Source organism: Brevibacterium sp. CBA3109 (assembly GCF_040256645.1).
In the GTDB taxonomy this organism is placed as follows: domain Bacteria; phylum Actinomycetota; class Actinomycetes; order Actinomycetales; family Brevibacteriaceae; genus Brevibacterium; species Brevibacterium koreense.
This window is the reverse complement of the sequence record NZ_CP158281.1, coordinates 2,278,341-2,301,770: the sequence shown is the minus strand read 5'-3', so window position 1 is coordinate 2,301,770 and position 23,430 is coordinate 2,278,341. Positions and strand designations below refer to the sequence as shown.

21 protein-coding genes are annotated in these 23,430 nt (G+C 62.3%); 19 read left to right on the top strand and 2 right to left on the bottom strand.

Annotated features, from left to right (window positions below; genetic code table 11):
* Window positions 1–83 precede the first annotated feature (83 nt).
* The 17 genes from AAFP32_RS10545 (at window position 84) to AAFP32_RS10465 (ending at window position 18,072) form a co-directional block, all read left to right on the top strand.
* The gene (locus tag AAFP32_RS10545; protein WP_350269104.1) at window positions 84–1,841 is read left to right on the top strand and encodes a sensor histidine kinase; all 1,758 of its coding nucleotides are present in this window, start codon (window positions 84–86) and stop codon (window positions 1,839–1,841) included.
* A complete protein-coding gene (locus tag AAFP32_RS10540; protein ID WP_350269103.1) occupies window positions 1,838–2,497 on the top strand; it encodes a response regulator in 660 nt (219 codons plus the stop codon). Before AAFP32_RS10545 ends, AAFP32_RS10540 begins: the two co-directional genes overlap by 4 nt.
* Window positions 2,498–2,794: 297 nt before the next feature.
* The gene (locus tag AAFP32_RS10535) at window positions 2,795–5,590 is read left to right on the top strand and encodes a DNA translocase FtsK (RefSeq protein ID WP_350269102.1); all 2,796 of its coding nucleotides are present in this window, start codon (window positions 2,795–2,797) and stop codon (window positions 5,588–5,590) included.
* A gap of 52 nt (window positions 5,591–5,642) precedes the next feature.
* On the top strand, window positions 5,643–6,317 hold the full coding sequence (gene pgsA / locus AAFP32_RS10530; RefSeq protein ID WP_350269101.1) for a CDP-diacylglycerol--glycerol-3-phosphate 3-phosphatidyltransferase: 675 nt from the start codon (window positions 5,643–5,645) through the stop codon (window positions 6,315–6,317).
* 4 nt (window positions 6,318–6,321) lie between these two features.
* Window positions 6,322–6,840, top strand: a complete 519-nt coding sequence (locus tag AAFP32_RS10525) for a CinA family protein (protein ID WP_350269100.1) — start codon at window positions 6,322–6,324, stop codon at window positions 6,838–6,840.
* A 202-nt stretch (window positions 6,841–7,042) separates the two neighbouring features.
* Window positions 7,043–7,372, top strand: coding sequence for a helix-turn-helix domain-containing protein (locus tag AAFP32_RS10520; RefSeq protein ID WP_101619757.1), 330 nt, complete (start codon window positions 7,043–7,045; stop codon window positions 7,370–7,372).
* Window positions 7,372–7,599, top strand: coding sequence for a DUF3046 domain-containing protein (locus AAFP32_RS10515; protein ID WP_101619758.1), 228 nt, complete (start codon window positions 7,372–7,374; stop codon window positions 7,597–7,599). The genes AAFP32_RS10520 and AAFP32_RS10515 overlap by 1 nt, the downstream gene beginning before the upstream one ends.
* Before the next feature lie 371 nt (window positions 7,600–7,970).
* Window positions 7,971–9,089: a recombinase RecA gene (gene recA / locus AAFP32_RS10510; protein WP_350269098.1), complete on the top strand. Its 1,119-nt coding sequence runs from the start codon at window positions 7,971–7,973 to the stop codon at window positions 9,087–9,089.
* Window positions 9,070–9,819: a regulatory protein RecX gene (locus AAFP32_RS10505; RefSeq protein WP_350269097.1), complete on the top strand. Its 750-nt coding sequence runs from the start codon at window positions 9,070–9,072 to the stop codon at window positions 9,817–9,819. Before recA ends, AAFP32_RS10505 begins: the two co-directional genes overlap by 20 nt.
* A 39-nt stretch (window positions 9,820–9,858) precedes the next feature.
* Window positions 9,859–11,355 carry a tRNA (N6-isopentenyl adenosine(37)-C2)-methylthiotransferase MiaB gene (miaB, locus tag AAFP32_RS10500; RefSeq protein ID WP_350269096.1) on the top strand — a complete coding sequence of 499 codons (1,497 nt, stop codon included), beginning with the start codon at window positions 9,859–9,861 and terminating at the stop codon, window positions 11,353–11,355.
* 82 nt (window positions 11,356–11,437) lie between these two features.
* On the top strand, window positions 11,438–12,010 hold the full coding sequence (locus AAFP32_RS10495) for a hypothetical protein (protein WP_350269095.1): 573 nt from the start codon (window positions 11,438–11,440) through the stop codon (window positions 12,008–12,010).
* A 12-nt stretch (window positions 12,011–12,022) separates the two neighbouring features.
* On the top strand, window positions 12,023–12,955 hold the full coding sequence (miaA, locus tag AAFP32_RS10490) for a tRNA (adenosine(37)-N6)-dimethylallyltransferase MiaA (protein WP_350269094.1): 933 nt from the start codon (window positions 12,023–12,025) through the stop codon (window positions 12,953–12,955).
* An 88-nt stretch (window positions 12,956–13,043) separates the two neighbouring features.
* On the top strand, window positions 13,044–14,039 hold the full coding sequence (gene dapF, locus AAFP32_RS10485; protein ID WP_350269093.1) for a diaminopimelate epimerase: 996 nt from the start codon (window positions 13,044–13,046) through the stop codon (window positions 14,037–14,039).
* A gap of 509 nt (window positions 14,040–14,548) precedes the next feature.
* Entirely contained in the window at window positions 14,549–14,986 is a 438-nt protein-coding gene (locus AAFP32_RS10480; RefSeq protein ID WP_350269092.1) for a universal stress protein, read from the top strand.
* A 212-nt stretch (window positions 14,987–15,198) separates the two neighbouring features.
* Window positions 15,199–15,672 (top strand): DUF6544 family protein, encoded by a 474-nt coding sequence (locus AAFP32_RS10475; protein WP_350269091.1) that lies wholly within the window; start codon window positions 15,199–15,201, stop codon window positions 15,670–15,672.
* Entirely contained in the window at window positions 15,650–15,958 is a 309-nt protein-coding gene (locus AAFP32_RS10470) for a DUF6544 family protein (protein ID WP_350269090.1), read from the top strand. The genes AAFP32_RS10475 and AAFP32_RS10470 overlap by 23 nt, the downstream gene beginning before the upstream one ends.
* A 560-nt stretch (window positions 15,959–16,518) precedes the next feature.
* Window positions 16,519–18,072: an alanine/glycine:cation symporter family protein gene (locus tag AAFP32_RS10465; RefSeq protein WP_350269089.1), complete on the top strand. Its 1,554-nt coding sequence runs from the start codon at window positions 16,519–16,521 to the stop codon at window positions 18,070–18,072.
* 260 nt (window positions 18,073–18,332) lie between these two features.
* Here AAFP32_RS10465 and AAFP32_RS10460 read toward each other — a convergent pair whose 3' ends face one another.
* A complete protein-coding gene (locus tag AAFP32_RS10460) occupies window positions 18,333–18,947 on the bottom strand; it encodes a class I SAM-dependent methyltransferase (RefSeq protein ID WP_350269088.1) in 615 nt (204 codons plus the stop codon).
* Window positions 18,948–19,059: 112 nt separating this feature from the next.
* Here AAFP32_RS10460 and hflX point away from each other — a divergent pair, with 112 nt between their 5' ends.
* Both hflX and AAFP32_RS10450 read left to right on the top strand, forming a co-directional pair.
* Window positions 19,060–20,535: a GTPase HflX gene (gene hflX, locus AAFP32_RS10455; protein WP_350269087.1), complete on the top strand. Its 1,476-nt coding sequence runs from the start codon at window positions 19,060–19,062 to the stop codon at window positions 20,533–20,535.
* Entirely contained in the window at window positions 20,532–22,499 is a 1,968-nt protein-coding gene (locus tag AAFP32_RS10450; RefSeq protein WP_350269086.1) for an ATP-dependent DNA helicase, read from the top strand. The genes hflX and AAFP32_RS10450 overlap by 4 nt, the downstream gene beginning before the upstream one ends.
* 91 nt (window positions 22,500–22,590) lie before the next feature.
* Here the strand turns inward: AAFP32_RS10450 and lexA are convergent, their stop codons facing one another.
* Entirely contained in the window at window positions 22,591–23,346 is a 756-nt protein-coding gene (gene lexA, locus AAFP32_RS10445; RefSeq protein WP_350269085.1) for a transcriptional repressor LexA, read from the bottom strand.
* Between the last annotated feature and the right edge of the window lie 84 nt (window positions 23,347–23,430).

Below are 23,430 nucleotides of genomic sequence, written 5' to 3'. Positions count from 1 at the left end.
GAAGGTGTCGTGGCCCATGCCCGACGTCATTGCCGCCTCGGCACCTTTTGCGCATTTCGCTCATGCCTGGATAGTGTGAGCCGGTGCCACGCCCGACCCGATCGTTCTCCCGCCGTGTGCTGCTCAGTCAGCTCGCGGTCATCGTGGTGACTCTGGCGCTGGTGACTGGAGTCTTCGCCTGGATGGGTGCCCGCTCGGTCACCGAGGTCACCGAGACCAAGGCACTGGCGACAGCACGGACGCTGGCGATCGATCCTGAGGTGAGGAAGGGCGCCACCCAGGCCTCGGCCGAACCGGCGGGGGAAGCCGACGGTGCGATCACCTCTGCGCTGCTCGAGATCACCGGCAACCTGCGCAGCTCCTCGGGCATTGAGTTCGCGGTCATCACCGACGACCGGGGCATCCGACTGACCCACCCGAACCGGGACAACATCGGCAGACGGGTGTCCACCTCCCCGGATGAGGCACTGGCAGGCAGAGAGTCCGTGACGCATGAGAGAGGCACTCTGGGAGAGACGGTGCGCGCCAAGGTGCCGATCTATTCCACTTCTGATGACGAGACCGTCGTCGGGGAGGTCTCCGTGGGCATCCACGCTTCGGTGCTCGACGCGGACCTGCGACGTGAATTCCTTGTCCTCGGCTCTGTCGCCGTCTTCGCCCTGGTCATCGGTGTGATCGCCTCACTCGCGCTGGGACGCAGGCTGCGCCGCGAGACCTTGGGTGTGGGTCCCGAGGAGCTGGCGGAGATGGCACGTGATCAGGGTGCGGTCCTCCGCGGCCTCGACGACGGTGTTCTGGCCTTCAGCTCCGTCGGAGTCCCGACCCTAAGCAACTCCACGGCGGAGCAGCTGCTGGGGATCGCCCATGTCGACACGGGCAAGGACACGACGGTCTCGGTGCCGGATGACACCTCGACCAGCTCACGCTCGGATGTGCCCGAGGTGATCCGCAGCATGATGCTTCAGGCGCCCGACCGCGGTGCCCTGCGGCGGCGAGTCAACGTCGGCGATCGGATCCTGTTGGCCACCGCTGTTCGTGTGAGTCGTGATGGAGTCTCGGTCGGTGGGGTCCTCACCCTGCGCGACGAGACCCAGGTGCTGACCATGGCACGTCAGCTCGAATCGGTGACGTCGATGGCGCGTGCCCTGCGCACGCAGCGCCACGAATTCGCCAACCGTCTGCACACGGTTCTAGGCCTCGTCGACACGGGGGCCACCGACGAGGCACGGAACTACCTGACCACAATTCTGCGGACCGGACCGATCGCGACGCCAGTCGAAGGCATCGAGGTGATCACCGACCCGTACCTTCGTGCACTGCTCGAAGCGAAGGGGACCACCGCCGCCGAGGTGGGTGTGGCCCTTGCCGTCACCCCGGATTCCCTGGTGCTGGGCCGGGTGAAGGAGCCCGAGGACGTCACCCTCATCCTCGGCAACCTCATCGACAATGCGGTGCGTGCAGTCGTGACGAATGCAAGCGGCAGCGGTGCTGAGAGTGCCGCTCGGACCGACGAGGTGTTCGGCAGAGTCGAGGTGACGCTGCTGGGTTCGGGCCCGGAGCTGCATGCCGTTGTCACAGACTCCGGTGGGGGAGTGGAGGATGAGGATGCGCCGTCCATCTTCGACGAGGGGATCAGCAGCGCCGATGGCCTCGATCCGGAGCATGGCCACGGCCCGGAGCATGGCCACGGCATCGGCCTGGCTCTGTGCCGAAGGACTGCACGGCGACACGGCGGCAGGGTGTGGCTGCTGGCAGGTCACGATCCTCAGCTCGGCGGTGCCGGCTTCGCCATGCGCCTGCCCGATGTGCTCAGCGACGACGCGGACGACAAGGAGAGATGATGGTCAACGTTCTGGTTCTCGACGACGACTTCTATGTGGGGCAGATCCACTGCCGGTACGTCAACGAGGTTGCGGGATTCCACGCTCTGGAACCGGTCAGAGATCTCCGCACCGCACGCACGATCATCGCCGAAGAAGACGTGGATCTGCTGTTGGTCGACTACGTTCTGCCCGAAGGCAATGGTGTTGACCTGATTCGTGAGAGTGAAGTCGATGCCATCGTGCTTTCGGCGGTGGCTGATCCCGACGTGGTGCGCTCGGCTCTGCGGGCGGGAGCGATGACCTATATTCTCAAACCCTTCGCTGCGAAGGAGCTGCAGGACTTCCTTCGGCGCTATGCCCGCTTCCGGCGTTACTGGGAACGCGAGAAGGTGAGCCAACCGGAACTCGAACGTCAGCTGCGCAGTCTGCATGACGTCTCCTCGCCCGGGAGCGCCCCGGCCCGGGGATCGGGCTCGTCGACCAGCGGTCGGATCCTTGAGGCGCTTCAAGATGCGGATCGTGCGCTGACGGCCACGGAGGTCTCCGATGTCGTCGGCGCCTCCCGCGCGACAGCTCAGCGCCACCTGGCAAGGCTGGCCGAGTCCCGAGCCGTCACCGTCTCACTCCAGTACGGAAGCACCGGTCGACCCGAACACCTCTATGGGGTGGGGTGAGCCCACGATGCTCGTGGTGGTCTCAGGTATTGGTTGCCGATCTCACCATTGTATTCAGCCCGACACGCCCTCGTGAACTGGCCCTCGCCGGTCCGTTCGGCGCGCCGAACCCTGCGGATTTACTGGGCAGGAGCGCAAAATCACCCTAAGATGAGAAGCATGGCGACCAGAACGACTTCCCCCGCTTCTGGTACCGGAAAAGGCTCAGCGCGCAAAACTGCTGGTCGGACCGGGCAAGCGGGGACCAAGGACCCCGGGACAAACGTTGTCACCGGTGCGTGGAGGGGAGTGTCCCACATGGCCGGAAACCGTGCGCGAAAGATCCTCAGTGACGAACCGAGTGATTCACCGACTAAGAGAGACGGCACTGCCTTCTTCCTGATCGGTCTCTCCATCGTCATTGCGGCCTTCGAATGGTGGAACATTCCCGGTGCGATCAGCGAAGGCGTCCGAGGCGTCGTCGAAGGCACCTTCGGCCGCGTGGCCCTGGCCCTGCCGGTGATCTTCACCGGCTATGCGATCCGACTGTTCCTCAAAGGTGACGACAACAGAGGCAACAACCGGATCCTCATCGGCATCATCTTCTTGCTTCTTTCCGCCTCGAGTCTGGCCCACATCGCCGCAGGCAACCCAACATTCACCAACTCCAGTGAGGCCATGGCCAACGGAGGCGGCGCGCTCGGATTCGTCATCTCCTCGCCCCTCGTCGTGGCGACCACCAACTATGTGGCGGTGCCGCTGCTGATCCTGCTCGGGCTCTTCTCGATCCTGGTCATCACCGCGACACCAGTGCGATCGATTCCCGAACGTCTGACAGCGCTCTACCTGCGTCTGACCGGGGGAGCGCGCCCGGAGAAGTCCGCCGAGGTGGACGCCGACGGCAACCCGACCGACCTGGTCGCCGACAATGCGCGCACCTCCACCCTCAAGCCCGTCATGGGGACCAAGCGTCGGAGCCGGAAGAAGAAGACCGAGATCTCCGATGCCGATGCACCGATCTCGGCCGACGATGACACTGCGACCAAGGCCTACGACAAGGCCTACATCCACGAAGACGACGTCAGCGACGAAGACGCTGACACCACGGTCATCGAGCGACCGCAGTTCAAGCCCGGTGAACGTCGACCGACGAAGGCCGAGCGGGAAACTGCCGCGCTGAAGAAGACCATCGGCATGGACGATGACGCTGCCACGGTGGCGAACAAGACCACGCCAGGCGACACCTCGGCGTCGGTGCCGGTGACGAGCAACCCAGCGCCCCCACCCACGGAGCAGCTGCCCGAACGCGTCGAACAGCTCACCTTGGCCGGTGACGTCACCTATACACTGCCGAACTCGGACTACCTCGTGCCCGGCCCCCCGGCGAAGGAGCGATCAGAGGCCAACGACCGTGTCGTCGAAGCACTGCGCGACGTACTCGACCAGTTCAAGATCGACGCCCAGGTCACCGGTTTCTCGCGTGGTCCTACGGTCACTCGCTACGAAGTGGAGCTGGGTTCGGGCACGAAGGTCGAGAAGGTCACGGCGCTGTCGAAGAACATCGCCTACGCGGTGGCCAGCGCCGATGTCCGCATCCTCTCGCCGATCCCCGGCAAGAAGGCGATCGGCATCGAGATCCCGAACTCCGACCGTGAGAACGTGTCCCTCGGCGATGTGCTGCGGTCGAAGGCCGCTCGCAAGACCGAGCACTCCCTGGTCATGGGCGTGGGCAAGGACGTCGAAGGCGGATTCGTCGTCGCCGACCTGTCGAAGATGCCCCACCTGCTGGTCGCCGGTGCCACCGGTGCCGGTAAGTCGAGCTTCGTGAACTCCATGATCACCTCGATCATGATGCGCGCGACCCCCGACGAGGTGCGCATGATCCTCGTCGACCCGAAGCGCGTGGAGCTCACGATCTACGAGGGCATCCCGCACCTCATCACTCCGATCATCACGAACCCGAAGAAGGCCGCCGAGGCCCTCGAATGGGTTGTGCGCGAAATGGACGCCCGCTACGACGACCTCGCGAACTACGGGTTCAAGCACATCAACGAGTTCAACAAGGCCGTCCGCGAGGGGCGGGTCCAAGTTCCCGCAGGCTCGGAGCGCGTGCTCCAGCCCTACCCGTACCTGCTGGTCGTCGTCGACGAGCTTGCCGATCTGATGATGGTCGCCCCACGCGACGTCGAGGCCTCGATCCAGCGCATCACCCAGCTGGCACGCGCGGCCGGCATCCACCTGGTCCTGGCCACGCAGCGACCCAGCGTCGACGTCGTCACGGGTCTGATCAAGGCCAACGTGCCCTCACGTCTGGCATTCGCCACCTCATCCCTGGCCGACTCCCGAGTCGTGCTCGACCAGCCGGGTGCAGAGAAGCTCATCGGACAGGGTGACGCACTGTTCCTGCCCATGGGTGCTGCCAAACCGATGCGTGTTCAGGGTGCCTGGGTCAACGAGTCGGAGATCGAGAAGGTCGTTGAGCACGTCAAGGGACAGCTCAAGCCCAACTACCGTCAAGACGTTGCGGTCGAGAAGCCGACGAAGCAGATCGACGAGGAGATCGGCGACGATCTGGAGCTGCTGCTCCAGGCAGCTGAACAGGTCGTGACCACACAGTTCGGTTCGACGTCGATGCTGCAGCGCAAGCTGCGCGTCGGCTTCGCCAAGGCCGGGCGCCTCATGGATCTCATGGAGTCACGCGGAATCGTCGGACCCTCCGAGGGGTCGAAGGCCCGCGACGTCCTCGTCCGGCCCGAGGATCTGCCGGGAACACTGGCGATCATCAAGGGTGAGACGCCCCCGGGCGAGGAACCGAACCCGGATACAGGCGGAGACGGCGGTTCGGACGGCGACGGCTCCGGCTACGGCGCGAGCAGCCGAACACATGGTGCGAGCGGACATTCGGCGGCCGCAGACTATGACGAGGAATTCGAAGACTTCGGAGACTCGGGGGTGAGCCCACCGGCGTCGTCATCAGGTTCCGGGGCCAACGACCGTTACGCGACGGGAGTCGGGCATGCCGGCGACCTGCATGTCGGCGACGTCGACCCCGAGACGGGGTTGGAAGTCGTCGAGACCAGCGGTGAGGACGCTTGGTCACTCACAGGTCGCTGAAACGAGCGGTCAGCTCCACACCATTCACATGTCACTCCGATAGGGTTGGTCTGTGAATGATCGACCAGAGAACAGCGCCCCGGGACACCCACCGGCAGAGCCCAGCCCGTGGAATGTTCCCAATGCCCTGACCGTGCTGCGGATCCTGCTCGTACCCGTCTTCCTCGTCCTTCTCCTGGCCGACGGAGGCCAGGACATGAGCATGCGATGGTGGGCGCTGGTCGTCTTCCTGCTGGCGATGGCCACGGACAAGATCGACGGAGATCTGGCACGCAAATACAACCTCATCACGAACTTCGGGAAGATCGCCGACCCGATCGCCGACAAATCTCTCATGGCGGCGGCACTTATCGGCCTGGCCGCGATCGCGGAGATTCCCTGGTGGGTTCCCATCATCATCCTCATCCGGGAACTGGGCATCACCGTGCTGCGCTTCTTCATGATCCGCATCGCCGTCATGCCCGCGTCCAGAGGCGGCAAGATCAAAACGGTGCTCCAGACCGTCGCCATCGGACTCTTCCTCCTGCTGCGCCCCGTGGCGCATATCGTTCCCGAGAGCGTGACATTCGCCTTGGTGATCCTGGCCTGGCTGGTCATGGTCGCGGCGATCGTCGTGACCGTCGTGACTGGAATCGACTACTGTCTCCAAGCCGCGAAACTCGCCAAAGACTCGCGTGGGGGCAACGCGGCTGCAGGCGATGATCCCGCCGGTACGAACCCGAAGTGAGCCTGTGAACGACACCGAGCTGTTCTCCCGAAGTCAGCACCTCATCGCCACTTGTACCCAGGTGGGACTCTCGGTCGCTGCGGCGGAATCGTTGACCGGCGGCCGTTTCGTGGCCACGCTCGTCGACGTCCCGGGCGCCTCCGCTGTGGTGCGCGGCGGACTCATCACGTATGCCACCGACCTCAAGGCGAGTCTGGCCGGGGTCGACGCCGATCAACTCGAAGACACAGGCCCCATTGATGAGGTTGTCGCCGCGCAGATGGCAGCCGGCGCGGCCAGAGAGTGTGTCGCCGACATCGGTGTCGCCTGCACTGGTGTAGCCGGGCCCGAACCGCAGGATGGCAAGCCGGTCGGGCTCGTCTACACTGCCATCGCCTTCGCCGGAAAGGCACAGGTCAGCGAGCATCATTTCGCCGGGGGCCGAGACACGGTTCGCAGCCTGACAGTTGCGGCCATGGTGGCAGATCTCGATGACTTCGTCACGCAATTGGCGTTCGGGCCGGTGGCGGACGCCCACGACTGATCATGATCGCTCAGTCGTGGAATAAGTTCAGCCTCGGCGCAGTTGAACAGGTAATGGCACTTGGACGAATATGCACCAGTACCTTCGAATGGACTGGCAAAACTATCAGGTCACGCACCCAGGTTGGCGCTTGGCAGCGACCGGGCTGTAAAGTCGAGTACATCATCAAGACTGCTCGCGGAGACAAGGGGAGGGACGCACAATGTTACTGAGAGTTGAAATCGGTGACGCACTGCGTTCCGTTCGTCGGCGCCAGGGGCGGACCCTGCGCGATGTCTCCACAGGAGCCAGCGTATCGCTGGGGTACCTCAGCGAGATCGAACGCGGACAGAAGGAAGCCTCCTCGGAGCTCCTCTCCGCGATCTGTGAAGCTCTCGACCTGCCGTTGTCGGCTCTGCTGTCATCGGTCTCCGGTCGTTTCGCACTCGAAGAGGGCGTCGAAATCCCCGACACCATTCCACAGGAACTCTCCGATACGATCCTCGGTCGCCCCGGCGGATACCCGGTGCCACGACTGGCAGCCAAACCGTAATGCGTCACACCCTCTACTGGGTCCTGATGAATGAGGAATTCGGGGAGGCTCGTGCTGCATCGCTGCACACCGACCTTGCGCTCAGCAGCCTGGGCTCCCGAACCGCCGAAGAGGCCTTCCGCGCAGGCATCGAACCCCGCGACATCTGGATTGCAGTCTGTGATGCCTCGGGCGTGCCCGAATCACACCGGTTGGGTAAAGAAAAACCGCGCTCACGTCCCTTCTAGGGCAGTCCTTCCCGGATTGTCTGTCGTCTCAGACATCCTGCCTCGTGCTGACTCACTGCCTGGCCCCTGTCGTTGCGAGATCGCAGCTGCGGCACTGGAGCCATTGCTGATGGCGGATCGCTTGCACGAGGCAATCACTCGAACGCACAGGGATCGTCTTCCATGCGGGGGAGAGGCCTCGGATACAAAATAGTGCGACACGCTCCGACATATAGAACACTTGTTCCCATGTCGGTTATGCTGGTAACGAATCACGGGACCTGTGACCATGAGTGGCTGATTATCCACGGGGGAATTCGTTCCTCTGTTGTTATGTCAGTGCCACCTTCTAGCCTTGGTCTCAACGGGAAACGAAATTTTTAGGAGAGACCATGGCTCGTACACCGAAGAACCTGCAGATCCCAACCGGCGGAGATAAGTCGAAGGCGCTTGACGCCGCGCTGGGCCAGATCGACCGCAACTACGGCAAGGGCGCGATCATGCGTCTGGGTGAAGGGGTCCGTGAACCGATCGCCTGCATTCCCACCGGTTCCATCGCACTCGACATCGCTTTGGGCATCGGCGGCCTCCCGCGCGGTCGTGTCGTCGAGATCTACGGCCCGGAATCCTCGGGTAAGACCACAGTGGCACTGCACGCTGTCGCCAATGCACAGAAGACGGGCGGAATCGCGGCATTCATCGATGCTGAGCACGCCCTTGACCCGGAATACGCGAAGAAGCTCGGCGTCGACACCGACCAGCTGCTCGTGTCTCAGCCGGACACCGGTGAGCAGGCGCTTGAGATCGCCGACATGCTCATCCGCTCCGGAGCACTCGACGTCATCGTCATCGACTCCGTTGCGGCACTCGTGCCGAAGGCCGAGATCGAAGGCGAGATGGGTGACAGCCACGTCGGTCTCCAGGCACGACTGATGTCGCAGGCACTGCGCAAGATCGCGGGTGCACTGTCCCAGTCGAAGACCACCGCAATCTTCATCAACCAGCTGCGTGAGAAGGTCGGTGTCTTCTTCGGCTCACCAGAGACCACCTCCGGTGGTAAGGCTCTGAAGTTCTACGCCTCCGTGCGCATCGATGTGCGACGCATCGAGACTCTGAAAGAGGGCCAGGACGCGGTGGGCAACAGAACCCGCGCCAAGATCGTCAAGAACAAAATCGCTCCACCATTCAAACAGGCCGAATTCGACATCATCTACGGTCAAGGGATCTCCCGTGAAGGCAGCCTCATCGATATGGGTGTGGAGAACGGAATCGTCCGCAAATCCGGGTCCTGGTTCACCTACGACGGTGATCAGCTCGGTCAGGGCAAAGAGAATGTTCGCAACTTCCTGCGCGACAATCCGGGACTTGCTGAGGAGATCGAACTCAAGATCAAACACAAGATGGGGCTGATCAAGGTCGACGGGCCCGAACCTGAGGCCGAGGCGGGGGCCGACCAGGCTGAAGGCACTGCAGCAGAGAGCGCGAAATCGGATGACGTCGAAGTCTCCTGACCCGATCGATCGCGACAGCGATCTCGCCGAGCCGAGGCCCCGCGGGGGCGACTCGGCGAGATCATCTGCGCCGACCACGAAGCTGGCCAAACTGCGCGAGGCCATCACCGAGATCGACCAACGTCATGCCGAGGGGCAGTCCGAGTACTTCGGCGAAGCCACCTTGGTTCCGGAATCTTCGGTGGCCCCGGATCTCGCATCATCGACGGATGTTCCCTCGTTCGCTGACGCGCTGTCGTTCGACGACGAAGGTGATGGGCCGGAAGACTTCGATGCTTCCTATGCGAAGGCGAAGAAGACGGCCATGAACATGCTGGCCATGCGCGATCATGCCAGCGGCGAACTGCGGGACAAACTGCTCAAGCGCGACTTTCTGCCCGAAGCAGTCGACGAACTCATTGCCAAACTGCAGAAGTCCCGGCTTCTTGATGACGAGGAATTCGCTCACCGCTACGTGCGCGCTCACAGGGAGCGAAGAAAACTGTCTCGAACCGCTCTCAAACGAGAACTGAGCAAGAAGGGGTTGGCCGCCGAGATCGTCTCCGGCGCCGTCGAAGGCGTGGACGGGGAAGATGACCTCGCCCGTCAGGTTGCCGAGAAGAAGGCCGCATCGACGCGCGGACTCGACTACGAAGTCCGCGAACGTCGAATCCTGGGGATGCTCGCCCGACGCGGATTCGCGTCCTCGGTCTGTCTCAAGGTGACACGCGAAGTCCTCGTCGAGGACTGAGCATCGCCGATGACAGACAACGGCTACAATAGTTGCGCCATGACTGAACTGATTGATGCACCTGCCGCCACCGAGAAATCACCGCGCAGCTACGAGGTGAAGACCTACGGCTGTCAGATGAATGTCCACGATTCCGAACGACTCTCCGGACTTCTCGACGATGCGGGCTATGTTCCTGCAAACACCGATGACCAAGCCGACGTCATTGTCTTCAACACCTGCGCGGTGCGGGAGAATGCGGACAATCGCCTCTACGGAAACCTCGGTCAACTGGCCCACGTCAAGGAACGCAACCCCGGTTTCCAGATCGCAGTCGGCGGCTGCATGGCACAGAAGGATCGAGACACGATCGTCAAGAAGGCCCCATGGGTCGACGTGGTCTTCGGCACCCACAACATGGGATCGCTGCCAGCGCTGCTCGAGCGAGCCCGACACAACCAGGAAGCCCAGGTCGAGATTCTTGAGAGTCTCGACGTCTTCCCGTCGACCCTGCCCAGCCGACGCGAGTCGCAGCATTCCGGGTGGGTGTCGATCTCGGTCGGATGCAACAACTCCTGCACGTTCTGCATCGTGCCCAGCCTGCGCGGCAAGGAGAAGGACCGCAGGCCCGGCGACATCTTGGCAGAAGTCGAGGCACTCGTCGCCGACGGAGTCGTCGAAGTCACGCTTCTGGGCCAGAACGTGAACTCCTATGGCGCAGAATTCAGAGACAAGGGCGCATTCGCGAAACTGCTGCGGGCCGTGGGCAAGGTGGAGGGCATCGAGCGTGTCCGTTTCACCAGTCCACATCCTGCCTCATTCTCCGACGATGTGATCGATGCTATGGCAGAGACACCGACTGTGATGCCTCAGCTTCACATGCCCCTGCAGTCCGGGTCCGACTCGATTCTCAAATCGATGCGCCGCTCCTACCGCACCAGCAGATTCATGCGCATCCTCGACTCCGTACGCGAGAAGATCCCGCACGCAGCGATCACCACCGACATCATCGTCGGTTTCCCCGGGGAGACCGAAGAGGACTTCCTGGGAACCATGGACATCGTCCGACGCGCGCGTTTCTCGCAGGCCTTCACCTTCCAATACTCGATACGACCCGGCACTCCCGCCGCCACGATGGACGATCAGGTACCCAAGCACATCGTGCAGGAACGCTTCGAGCGGTTGACTGCCCTCCAGGATGAAATCTCCTGGGAGGAGAACACTGCACAGATCGGGCGAGAGGTCGAAGTGCTCGTCACGACCAGACCGCACGATGACTCCCCACGACTCAGCGGCCGTGCCGCGGACAACAGACTCGTCCACGTCGGCATCCCCGAAAGAGCGGACATGCCGCGTCCGGGTGACTTCGTCACTGCGACCGTGACCGAGGCTAAGCCCTACTTCCTCCTGGCCGATTCGGGCTACGCAGTTCGTCCCTCATCAGCAGGCGATGCCTATGATCGTGCTCAGGCCGAGAGCTGCGGGGCACCAACACAGGGTCAGTCGAGCGGCGCTTCCACGAATCTGGGCATGCCGACCATCCGCGCCCGCAGCTGAGATGCCCTCATTTGCGATCATCCCGGCAGCACCGATCCTGGTAGCCGACGTGGATCTGGCCGAGAGTGCGAGGATTTCGGAGTTGAGAGCTTCGATCGAATCCCAACTGGCAGCACGCGCGAACTGGGCCCTACCGGTGCGTGAGCTGTCTCCTTTGGCTGGCCTCGGCGGCTTGGGTATCGATCGCGGCATCGATACCAGTTCAGGTCAACTGCTTGAGGGCCAGGACTGGGTTGAGGCGGTGGCCGCGCTTGACGTGCTCGGGCGTGCAGCCTGCGAATCTGCCCATCCGGCCACCGGCGTGGCGCTCCTGCATGCACATGCCACCGGCGTCCAGGTCGGACCGCTGGGCAGCAGTGAGCATCTGCTGATCCCCGTCGACCTGTCTGCCGCTGCCTCCGAAGACGCACCATTGGCCCCCGTACCAGGTGCTGCAGAGGTTGATGAGCAGCTCGTCCAGGCAATCACCGCCGGCGATGCCCCGACAGTGGCCGCGACGATCGCCGTCAGCGATGATACTCACGCCGACCTCGAACTCCTCGACGCTGCGGTCACACACATGATGGCCCAGGGGATCAACGACTACTCGTTCACCACCACCTTCGATGAGACGGTTCACGAGGTGCGTTCGCTGTGCGGAGCCGGGACGTACTGAGATGAGTGTGCTGTGAGCGCAGACGCACCTGTAGTCACCATTGCCGGGGCCACAGCCACCGGCAAATCGGATCTTGCCCTGAACCTTGCCGAACACCTCGGCGGGGAGATCATCAACACCGATTCCATGCAGTTCTACCGAGGCATGGACATCGGGACCGCGAAACTGCCGGTCAGCCAGCGGCGTGGGGTCCAGCATCACCTCATCGACATACTCGATGTTCGGGAGGACGCGAACGTACAGACCTTCCAACAGCAGGCACGTGAGGCCATTGCCGATATCCGCAGCAGAGGGAAGCGACCCATCCTCGTCGGTGGATCAGGGCTGTACGTGCGAGCCGCGACCGATCGGATGGAATTCCCCGGCACCGACCCCCAGGTGCGGGCACGGCTCGAGTCCGAAGTCGATGCCGACCGCTGGGGCCGACACCGGCACCTGCAGGATCTTGACCCGGCTGCAGCTGCGAAGATCACGCCTAATGATTCACGGCGCATCGTGCGTGCCCTCGAGGTCATCGAACTGACAGGCCGGCCCTTCAGCGCTCAGCTGCCTGACTATCAGGCGATCGAACCGACCATCCACCTCGGTCTGGCAGTCGAACGAGAGGCTCTGCACAAACGGATCGCGGCTCGCGTGGGTCTCATGTGGGAGCAGGGATGGGTTGATGAGGTCCGTTGCCTGCTCGAGCGGGGGCTTGCCGAGGGCCGAACCGCATCCCGAGCAATCGGATATGCGCAGATCCAACAGTATCTGGCCGACGAGCTCGACCGCGAAGCCGCTCAGGAGCAGACGACCATCAGGACTCGCCAGTTCGCGCGCAGACAGGACACGTGGTTCCGCCGGGACCCGCGAATCGTCTGGATCGACTCAACCGCCGGAGACCATGAGGCCAACACGGCTCGCGCGCTCGAGGCCATCACAGACGGCAGGCTCCTCGAGAGCTGACACCCATTGCGGGCAAGCTGAAGCCCACACTGCGAGAACTGAATGCCGACTGTGCCGCTAGGGGATCCCACGCGGATAGGATGAGTTCATGAGCTCCTCCCATTCACCATTCGCCGATATCGCAGGCACCGCCTTCACCAAGGGTCACGGCACACAGAACGATTTCGTCCTCTTGGCCGACGACGACAGCGCCTTGGCGATGCATCCCGAAACGATCGCACTCTTGGCCGATCGCAGGTCCGGTCTGGGCTGCGACGGTGTCATCCGCATCGTACGCTCGGCCAGCAGCGGGATTCCCGGGGCGCTCGGCCAGGCCGAGGCTGGTGCCGAATGGTTCATGGACTACTACAACCACGACGGCAGTCTTTCTGAGATGTGCGGCAACGGAGTTCGGGTCTTCGCCCATGTGCTTGCGACGACCGGTCGCGTCGCGGCTGATGCGCGAGAGATCCTCATCGGCACACGTGACGGAATCAAGACCGTGCGCACTGTCCTCAACCCGGCACTGGGCATGCAGACCGGTGACGCGACAGCGGCCGCCTCGGCAGGACCGACGCCTCCCGGCTCCGCAGCTGATTCCTGGTACACGATCGACATGGGCGAATGGTCTCTCGATGACAGCGACGACGTTCTCGTTTCGACATCTGGCATCGAGGTGCCCCGCCCGGGCGTGCGCGTCGAGACTGGAAACCCTCACACTGTGGTCGCACTCGCAGAGTCGGCTGAACTTGAGAGCGCCGAACTGCGGGACGCGCCAGTCCTCGACCCGGTACCGCCACAGGGTTCGAATGTCGAATACATCGTCATGGAACCAATGCGCAGCGATGTGGCCGGGGGAGAGGGCGCACTGCGCATGCGCGTGTTCGAACGCGGCGTCGGCGAGACCCGCTCATGCGGGACAGGAGCCTGCGCCGCAGCCATTGCCGCCCACCACTGGGCCGGCCCAGCCTCGCCCCTGCAATGGCGCGTGGACGTTCCCGGTGGTCAGCTGCGCATCGGCATCACCCCGAACGAAGACGGAACGCGAGGTCGTGTCACGCTGTCGGGACCGGCCGTGCTGGTGGCCAGCGGAACGATCAGCTGAGTAGCGGCGCCTGAGCCGTAAGTCGCCCGGTGTATGAGCGTTACAGGTGCTCGAACGTGTCTCACAGCTAGCGTGTCTCACAGCTAACGTGTCTCACAGCTGACGACAGGTGCGCCGATTCGCCGGCGAGGTTGCAGGACATGGTGATCAGAATCCCGCACCTGTGGGAGTGGTGCAGACCTTGCACCGTCTGCTCTGGCAGTTTTCAACCGGTTTGGATGCCATTGAACTCTGTACCAGTCCTCAGCGCTGTCGTGGCTGACCTTTTGCCACTCTTTCGGCTGGAATGATTTGACAAATCACTGGTGACGCGGTAGCCATCTGCTATGGTAAGAGCCAGGGGATGGGGTGATCCGGTTCTTGTGCCGGAGACCCTGACCCACCTCGTCTCGCACCTTTGAGGGTGTCTCCATCAGGTTGCATGCTGGTGGCAGGTACTTCGCAGAGCAGCTCGGGATGGGTTGAGTCTTCGATGGTGCCCTTGGTGCACCGGAGGTGGTGAACGAGGCATGGCAACACAAACAGTCGTGGTCGGTGTCGATGGATCTGAGAACTCAAAGGAAGCCCTGCGGTGGGCTGTTGAATTCGCACAAAAGTATGACTCCGTCGTGGAAGCGACCGCCGTATGGCAGATTCCAGTGGCATATTCAAGCATGATCGCCTATCTCGAACCGGAACAAAAGGTCGCGAAGCGGACCAGTGAGATGTTGGCCGCAACGGTGCGTGAAGCCGTAGGTGAGGATTCCGGAGTGATCGAGAAGGTGCTTCGCGGCATTCCGGCAGAGACGCTGGTCGATCTTTCGAAGTCCGCGCAGCTGCTGGTGCTGGGCACCCGCGGTCACGGTGCCTTCGCCGGAATGCTCTTGGGCTCGGTCAGCCAGCACTGTGTGGCCCATTCCAAATGTCCCTTCGTCGTCATCCCAGACCACAAGGACAAGAAGAAGTAGGCGTGCTCTATCCCGCAACGGCAGCGGGTCAGGAAGGATAGGTTCGGAACCGGACGGATGCAGGGTTTGATATCATCGAAACTGGATCCAAGTCGTCAGTGGAGTGTGTCATAGCGTTCCCGTCGCAAAACGCATAGGTTGTAAAACACTTCAATTGCGAGACAGTAGGACGGGCCATTGAGCCGGAGTTCCGCAACCGCGAGTGAATCGTTGTGAGCTTCGATCAGTGTGAACCTAAAAGTCGGCCCGAATGGGAGCAGCGACTTAAGGAAGTCTCGTCTCACGCGACCTTCACCAGCCAGGAGATTGCCGGGCTACCGGAACCTGTACAACGGCATCTCCGATGTGCAATACGTGTTGGTGCTCCGCTGACGAGGACCATAAAGCTGAAGATGCGCGGCAGCATCAAGCTGTGTAGATGGCTGCCGTTTCAAGCCACGCAGATACTCAACCCACACAGGGGTTTCATCTGGGCAGCTCGTGTTGCCGGAGTTGTTGTCGGATCCGATCAGTACCTTGACGGTATCGGTGGCATGGACTGGAAGCTCTTCGGGTTGTTCACCGTCGCGTCCGCTGCTGGCCAAGATGTGTCTCGTAGCGCTGCTGGTCGTGGCGGAGCAGAGGCCGTCTGGGTTCCGACAGCATTGCTGCCTCGATTCGTAAGTGACGTGGTCCGCTACCGATGAATCGCGCATTTCGGTGCAGCACGTGCTCGGAGACACGCCCGTAGACGTCAGCTACAACCTGCATCCGGATGGCCACATCCAGTCCCTGGTCTTTGACCGATGGGGTGATCCAGGAAACACCGGAACGTTCGGCTGGCATCCATTCGGTGGAGAGATCACCGGTTATCGCACATTCGGTGGGTTGAACATACCCAGCTCAGGGCGACTCGGCTGGAACTTCGGTATCGATCGTTGGCCGGATCAAGAATTCTTCCGATACGAGATAACCTGGCTCCAGACGATTTGAATGACCCGGACGACTGCCTGCAAGCCAGCTGGTGACTGGACGCCCATATGGGGTCACGGACTCCCATTGGCAGACAAAGCTGACGGTGTCGCGGTTGGCCCGCTCGTCGAATGTTCGCGCTCAGGCGCCTCTCACACGACACCAATTCGGTGCTTCCAAATATCTTGTGTCCATGTGAGACGAGACATTTGGGAGTCGAACCATTTTTTCTGTGCCCTTTCAACCCAGCAAGGATGCCGCATTGCCCCCATCAGACCCGACTCGGCGCCAGCATGCGCGAGTTGCGCGCCCAGCGATCAGCACCTTGGATCCCTCCAACCCAGCCCGAAACAACGATGGAATTGCTGGAAGTTGAGTCGACTCCAGGTTCTATGCCTGGGCGGCGAAGCGTGATCGCGGTCTGCCGGCACAAGGCAGCCAAACCTAAACAGCGTCCGGGTGGAAATGGTTGCTTCCAAGCGTGGCTTTCGATGGCAGACTGGAGAAATATGATTTGAAGGGGCGTTGCATTCGCTCGCCCTAACCTCACGCGGTGCGCGTGTTGAAGGAGGCTCAGCTCTATGGAGATGTTCCAGAACGTCTTTGACAGCGTCGACACTGTCTTCACATACGTTCTCGTCGCAGTTTTGATTCCCACCGGATTGTACTTCACGATTCGCACGGGTGCAGTCCAGATAAGGCTGCTTCCCGAAATGTTCCGCACGCTCACGCAGCCCGGCGGCCGGGATGCCGAAGGCAAGAAGAACATTTCACCGTTCCGAGCTTTCTCTATATCCGCAGCCTCGCGCGTAGGCACGGCGAATATCGCCGGTGTGGCACTTGCCATCTCCTTGGGCGGTCCCGGCGCGATGTTCTGGATGTGGTTGACCGCCATCGTCGGCGGGGCCACGGCGTTCGCCGAGTCCGCACTCGGTCAGCTCTACAAGGTCAAGGACGGCCCCAACTTCCGAGGAGGCCCGGCCTACTACATCACGCACGGGCTGAAGATGAAATGGCTCGGGTTGATCTTCGCTGTGATCGTTGCCATCACCTACGGCATCGTATTCAACACGGTGCAGTCCAACTCCATCGTCGATGCGGTCGGAGCATCGTTCGACATCGATGGCTCCAACAACTTCATGTTCTCCGCGATCGCCGGACTGGTCATCGCCGTCGGCGCCTACGCGATCTTCGTCGGTGGTGCCAAGCGAATCTCAAGTGTTTCCGCGTACCTTGTGCCGATCATGGCCGGACTGTACCTGATCGTGGGGATCATCGTCGTAGCGCTGAACATCGGTGCTGTCCCCGGAATGATCGGCACCATCTTCTCCGATGCCTTCAGCATGCATTCGATCGCCGGCGGATCGATCGGTTCGATCATGCTGGTGGGCGTCCAGCGCGGGTTGTTCTCCAACGAGGCAGGCATCGGCTCTGTCCCGAACGCCGCCGCGACGGCATCCGCCTCGCACCCTGCCAAACAGGGCTTCGTGCAATCCCTGGGCGTGTACTTCGACACGATCCTTGTCTGCTCGATCACTGCTTTCATCATCCTGCTCTCCAACCCCGAATACGGCAGCTCGGCCGAAGGGGTCCAGCTGACGCAGACCGCGTTGAGCGGACAACTCGGCCAGTGGGCGATCCACTTCCTCACCTTCGCGATCTTCCTCTTCGCATTTTCCTCGATTCTGGGCAATTACTACTACGGCGAGGCCAATATCGAGCATCTGACCCGCAGCAGGATGGCACTGCGTATCTATCAGGTGATCGTGATGGTCGCCGTGTTCGTCGGCGCGATAGCCGCCCTGGACATCGTCTGGACTGCCGCAAACATCTTCATGGCGATCATGGCGCTGATCAACCTGTTCGCCTTGCTGATGCTCTCTCCGCTCGTGTTCAGTCTGTTGAAGAACTATATGAATCAGCGCCGTGCTGGACAGGAGCCCATCTTCCGCCGTGACGATCTGCCCAGTTTCAAACACATCAATACAGAGGTCGAAGCATGGGACGATACGGACGAGGTCACCACGACCGCGTTCTGGGAGAATCGCGGCAAGAATGTGCGCCAAGATCCAGTGCGGGCAGACGGCGGCACCGAGGAGGATGCCGGCGGTTCGGGCAGGCCAGCACAGCAGTAGCCGGCACAGCTCGAATCAGAGCGCAGTGGAGTCGGAGACACGAAGCGAGAAGACGTGTCTGGGTCACGGGATTGAGGTCGAACTCGAGGAGGCCGCTCCTAGGGCGACCGATCCTGAGTCTGCGAACGCCTCGCAGAAGCTCGGGTTCAAGGAACTGGCTCAAATCGTGGAATTCGGAACCGAAGAATGGCTCGGCGTTCATCCCTGAGCACCTCACCGTTTGTCGACGAGTCACTGGTCCAAGCCGGTCGACGAGACCGTCAGTCGCGGTCGACGGTGAGGACCCGGTAACCCTTCGACGATCCGGTTCGCACCACGTTGAATCCCTCACCCAGAGTTTCGATGAGCCATTTTTGGAGCGAATCCGCACCGAGGTTCTTCGAGACCACGAGATCGGCGCGCCCACCAGGAGCCAGCCGTGGCAACCAGGTGGTCAGCAGGTCATGCAGGGCGTCCTTGCCCACCCGGATCGGCGGATTCGAACGGATCGCAGTGAACTGCATGTCGGACGGAATCTCGTCAGCGGTGACGGGACGAATCGAAGTCAGCCCGTGGCGTTGCGCATTCTTCCGAGTCGCATCAAGGGACCGGGAGTTGACGTCGAGCGCCCACACCCGGATATCCACCTCGGCGTCCTTGGCGCTGAGGGCTGCGTCTAAGGAGATAGGGCCCCAGCCGCACCCCAGATCAAGAATGTCGCCAGGCTCCGGCGCCGGCAGATGCCGCAGCAGGACCGCGGTTCCCAGATCCAAACGGGTGGGGGAGAAGGTCCCCGAGACGGTCTCGACCGTGACTTCACGGCCCGCGAGATCGAGAGTGAGTTCGCGTGTTTTGGCCTCGCTGCTGGGCGATTGCGTGAAATAGTGCTCTGACACCGTCACAGTCTAGACGGCTGTGGGAGAATTGAAGGACACCTCTCTCAACTGAGGGGAGACTCTCCGCGCGACACCACGGTGGCGCCGAGGGTAGAAACGAACAAAGGAATGAATGACGTCCACTGAAAAAGAGCGTCGGGACGCGATGCTCGATCGCGTTCTCGCACGAGGTGCCCAAGCTCTGGACACCAACGAATCACACGCCGACGACGCCTCGCAGTTCGATCTGGCTGAAAGAGCGGCCCTCAAACGAGTCGCTGGCCTGTCCACCGAACTCGAAGACATCACCGAAGTCGAATACCGCCAGGTTCGCCTGGAGAAGGTCGTCCTCGCAGGACTGTGGAACACGACGCAGGCCGATGCTGAGAACTCGATCCGGGAGCTCGCTGCTCTGGCAGAGACCGCCGGCTCGGAGGTCCTCGACGCGATCATCCAACGACGTGAGACCCCGGACCCCGGCACGTACCTCGGCAAGGGCAAAGCCGCCGAACTGGCCGAGATCGTCGCCTCCGTGGGTGCTGACACCGTGATCATCGACTCCGAACTCGCACCCAGCCAACGTCGCGGACTCGAAGACGTCATCAAGGTCAAGGTCGTCGACCGAGTGGCTCTCATCCTCGACATCTTCGCTCAGCATGCGAAGTCCCGCGAGGGCAAGGCCCAGGTCGAACTGGCCCAGCTCGAATACCTTCTGCCGCGTCTGCGCGGTTGGGGCGAGTCACTGTCCCGCCAGGCCGGTGGCCGAGTCGCCGGCGGTGCCGGAATCGGTTCCCGCGGTCCCGGTGAGACGAAGATCGAACTCGATCGACGTCGAATCAGGGCCAGAATGTCGAAGCTGCGCCGTCAGATCACCGCGATGGCACCGTCGAGGGACACGAAGCGCAAGAACCGCGCCCGCAATCACATCCCCTCGGTGGCGATCGTCGGCTATACCAACGCCGGCAAGTCATCACTGCTCAACCAGCTCACCGACGCCGAGGTGATGGTGCAGAATGCGCTGTTCGCGACCTTGGATCCGACTGTCAGACAGTCCCGGACCGCCGACGGCATCACCTTCACCTACACGGACACCGTCGGATTCGTCCGGAACCTTCCCCACCAATTGGTCGAAGCGTTCCGCTCGACATTGGAAGAAGCCTCGGACTCGGATCTGCTTCTGCACATCGTCGATGCCTCGCACCCGGATCCGCATGGTCAGATCCATGCCGTGCGCGAGGTGCTCAAAGACGTCGAGACAGGAGACATTCCCGAACTCCTCGTCTTCAACAAGGCCGACATCGCTGATGATGCGGTGATCACCGGACTCCACGCGGAGTACCCGGAGGCACGTTTCGTCTCTGCTGTGACCAAGGAAGGCGTCGGAGAGCTCTTCGAGACGATCGAGTCGATGCTGCCTTCGCCGAACATCGACGTCACAGTGCTCATTCCCTATGAACGCGGCGACCTCGTGTCGAAGATCTATGCCCTGGGCATGGTCGAGCATGAAGAGCACGGTGGTGAGGGAACCGCTATGCAGGCGAAGGTTTCAGCAGACCTGGCCGCGGAACTCGCAGACTTCCGACGTCCGGACTTGGTCATCGGAGAGTGAGCAGCGTCGAAGATCTGCTCGAGTCCGCCGTAGGGGCCATCGGCGGCTCGACCAGGAAGGGTCAGACGGAGATGGCCGAGGCAGTCGCCTCATCGGTGGACAAGGGCATCCATCTGTTGGTTCAGGCCGGCACCGGCACAGGAAAGTCTTTGGCGTACCTGGTTCCTGCCGCCGATTACTCCAGCCGGACGGGCAAGCGCGTCATCGTGTCGACGGCGACCTTGGCCCTGCAGACTCAGATCATCCACAGGGATCTGCCGCGACTGTTCAAAGCGGTGAAGAAGACCCTCGACCCGCTGCCGCGGGCCGCCCTGCTCAAGGGCCGGCGCAACTATGTCTGCAAACACAAACTCTCCGGCGGCTATCCCGATGAGGGCGAAGGCATGCTCTTCGACCTCGGCGCCGATGCAGAGGCCGGTCGAAAGCCGAACGACCGGTCCGGCCTGGGTGAGGAGATCCAGCGGATCCGGACGTGGGAGAAGACTACGGACACCGGCGATCGAGACGATCTGCTGCCCGGAGTCAGTGACAGGGCCTGGTCGGAGGTCTCTGTCAACGCCTTTGACTGCCTCGGTTCGAACTGCCCCCTGTACACGGAGTGCTTCGCAGAGCTGGCCCGCAATAACGCAGCCGAGGCCGACATCGTCGTGACCAACCACGCCCTGCTGGCCATCGATGCATTCGGTGAGAACACCGTGCTGCCCGAACACGATGTCATCATCATCGATGAGGCCCACGAACTCAAGGATCGGGTCACGAACGCCCTGTCCGGTCAGATCAACACCAGTATGCTCTCGGCAGCCACGAGCTCCGTGCGCAAACACACCATCGTTCAGGACGGTGTTGTCGCGCTGCTCGATTCTGCCACTGCAGCACTGGAGAGGGCCCAAAGCGGTGTCAGCGAGGGCCTGATCATGAATATGAGCGAGGCGCTGTCCCTCGCGCTGGCCCAGATTCGCGACTCCACGCGACAGATCATCAACGATATCGGCGGCAAGACCGAAGAGTCTGACGCCGGTCGACAGATGGCTAAGGCCCGCTGTCAGGAGATCTTCGACCTGGCCGAGCGCTTCTGCTCACCGGGTAAGAACGACGTCGTGTGGCTGTCTCGAAGCACCTTCCGCGAGCGCGAGACCACCAACCTCGTCGTCGCGCCGCTGAGCGTTGCCGGCACCATGCGGTCAGGAATCTTCGAAGATTCGACGGTGGTGGCCACCTCGGCGACTCTGTCACTGGGCGGCAACTTCGACGCGGTCGCAGCCTCGTTGGGGCTGTTCGGCCCCGACGCGCCCAAATGGGACAGCCTCGACGTCGGATCACCCTTCGACTACGGCAAACAGAGCATCCTCTATGTCGCCGCCCATCTCCCGCGCCCGGGGCGCAGCGGCCTGAGCGAACAGGCATTGGATGAGCTTGAAGCACTGGTCACCGCGTCAAAGGGTGGAGCGCTGGGACTGTTCTCCTCACGTGCGGCCGCGAACGCCGCAGCGGAACATCTGAGAGCGAAACTGGACGTCCCGATCCTGCTCCAAGGCGATGACGGACTGCCGTCTCTCGTCTCTCAATTCACCGCAGATGACCGTGCCTGCCTGTTCGGCACCATGTCACTGTGGCAGGGAGTGGACGTACCGGGTAGGACCAATCGTCTCGTCATCATCGACAGACTTCCGTTCCCACGACCCGATGACCCCCTGATGCAGGCGAGGTCAAGAGATGCCGACGATCGGGGAGTCAACGGGTTCATGGCCGTCAGCGCCACTCATGCCGCACTGCGCCTGGCCCAGGGCGCGGGCCGCCTCATCCGGTCGACCTCCGACAGGGGAGTCGTGGCGGTCCTCGACTCACGCCTGCGCTCGGCTCGATACGGCGGCTACCTGGTGAATTCGATGCCTACAATGTGGCCGACGACGGATGCGGCACTCGTGAAGAGCAGCCTTGGACGCCTGGCGACGACCGAGAGCTGATCGGAGCCTGAAACGCACTGTGCCCCCGACCGAGAACGGTCGGGGGCACAGTCCGTTGGAAACTGAGCGACGGGAGGCCCTGGGGGACTTGTCAGAGGCGGCGAATGACCGACACGACGAGACCCATGATCTGGGCATAGCTGCCGTCGATCGGTTCGTAGTCCTTGTTGTGGGGGAGCAGCCACTGGTGCCCGGCCTTGCGCTTGAGGGTCTTCACTGTGGCTTCCCCATCGAGCAGCGCAGCGACGATCTGACCGTTGTCTGCGGTGTGCTGCTTGCGCACGACCACCCAGTCGTCGTGACAGATGGCAGCTTCGATCATCGAGTCGCCGACGACCTTGAGCAGGAACATGTCACCCGAGCCGACGACCTGGGTCGGCAGAGAGAAGACGTCGTCGACTTCCTGCTCGGCCAGAATGGGCCCGCCTGCGGCGATGCGACCAACCACCGGCACCTGGACGGTGTTGTTGGCCAGCTCCTCGTATTTGGCGCGCTCCGCCTCTTCTTCTTCGAAGGGGTTGACCACCTCGATGGCCCGCGGACGCTTCGGGTCTCGGCGGACATAGCCGAGGCGTTCGAGCTGCGAGAGTTGGTGGGCCACGCTGGAGAGTGAGGCGAGCCCGGCAGCTTTGCCGATCTCGCGCATGCTCGGCGGGTAGCCGTTGGTGACGACCGCGCGTTCAATGGTCTCAAGGACCAGCCGCTGTCGCGGGGTCAGACGAAAATCGCCCTCACCGGTGGAGCCTTCCGGAATCGAGACATCCACGTCATCGCTGCGGGCGGCCGCGATCTCGCTGGCGACGTCCTCATTGCGGGGACGGCCCCTCCCTCGTTTGTTCTGAACCATTGCTCGTTCCCCTTCGTTCTATTCCCGCCGGCCTCACCGCTTGATCCTCACGTCGAGAATTCTCGTGTCAGTGCCGCCTGAGAT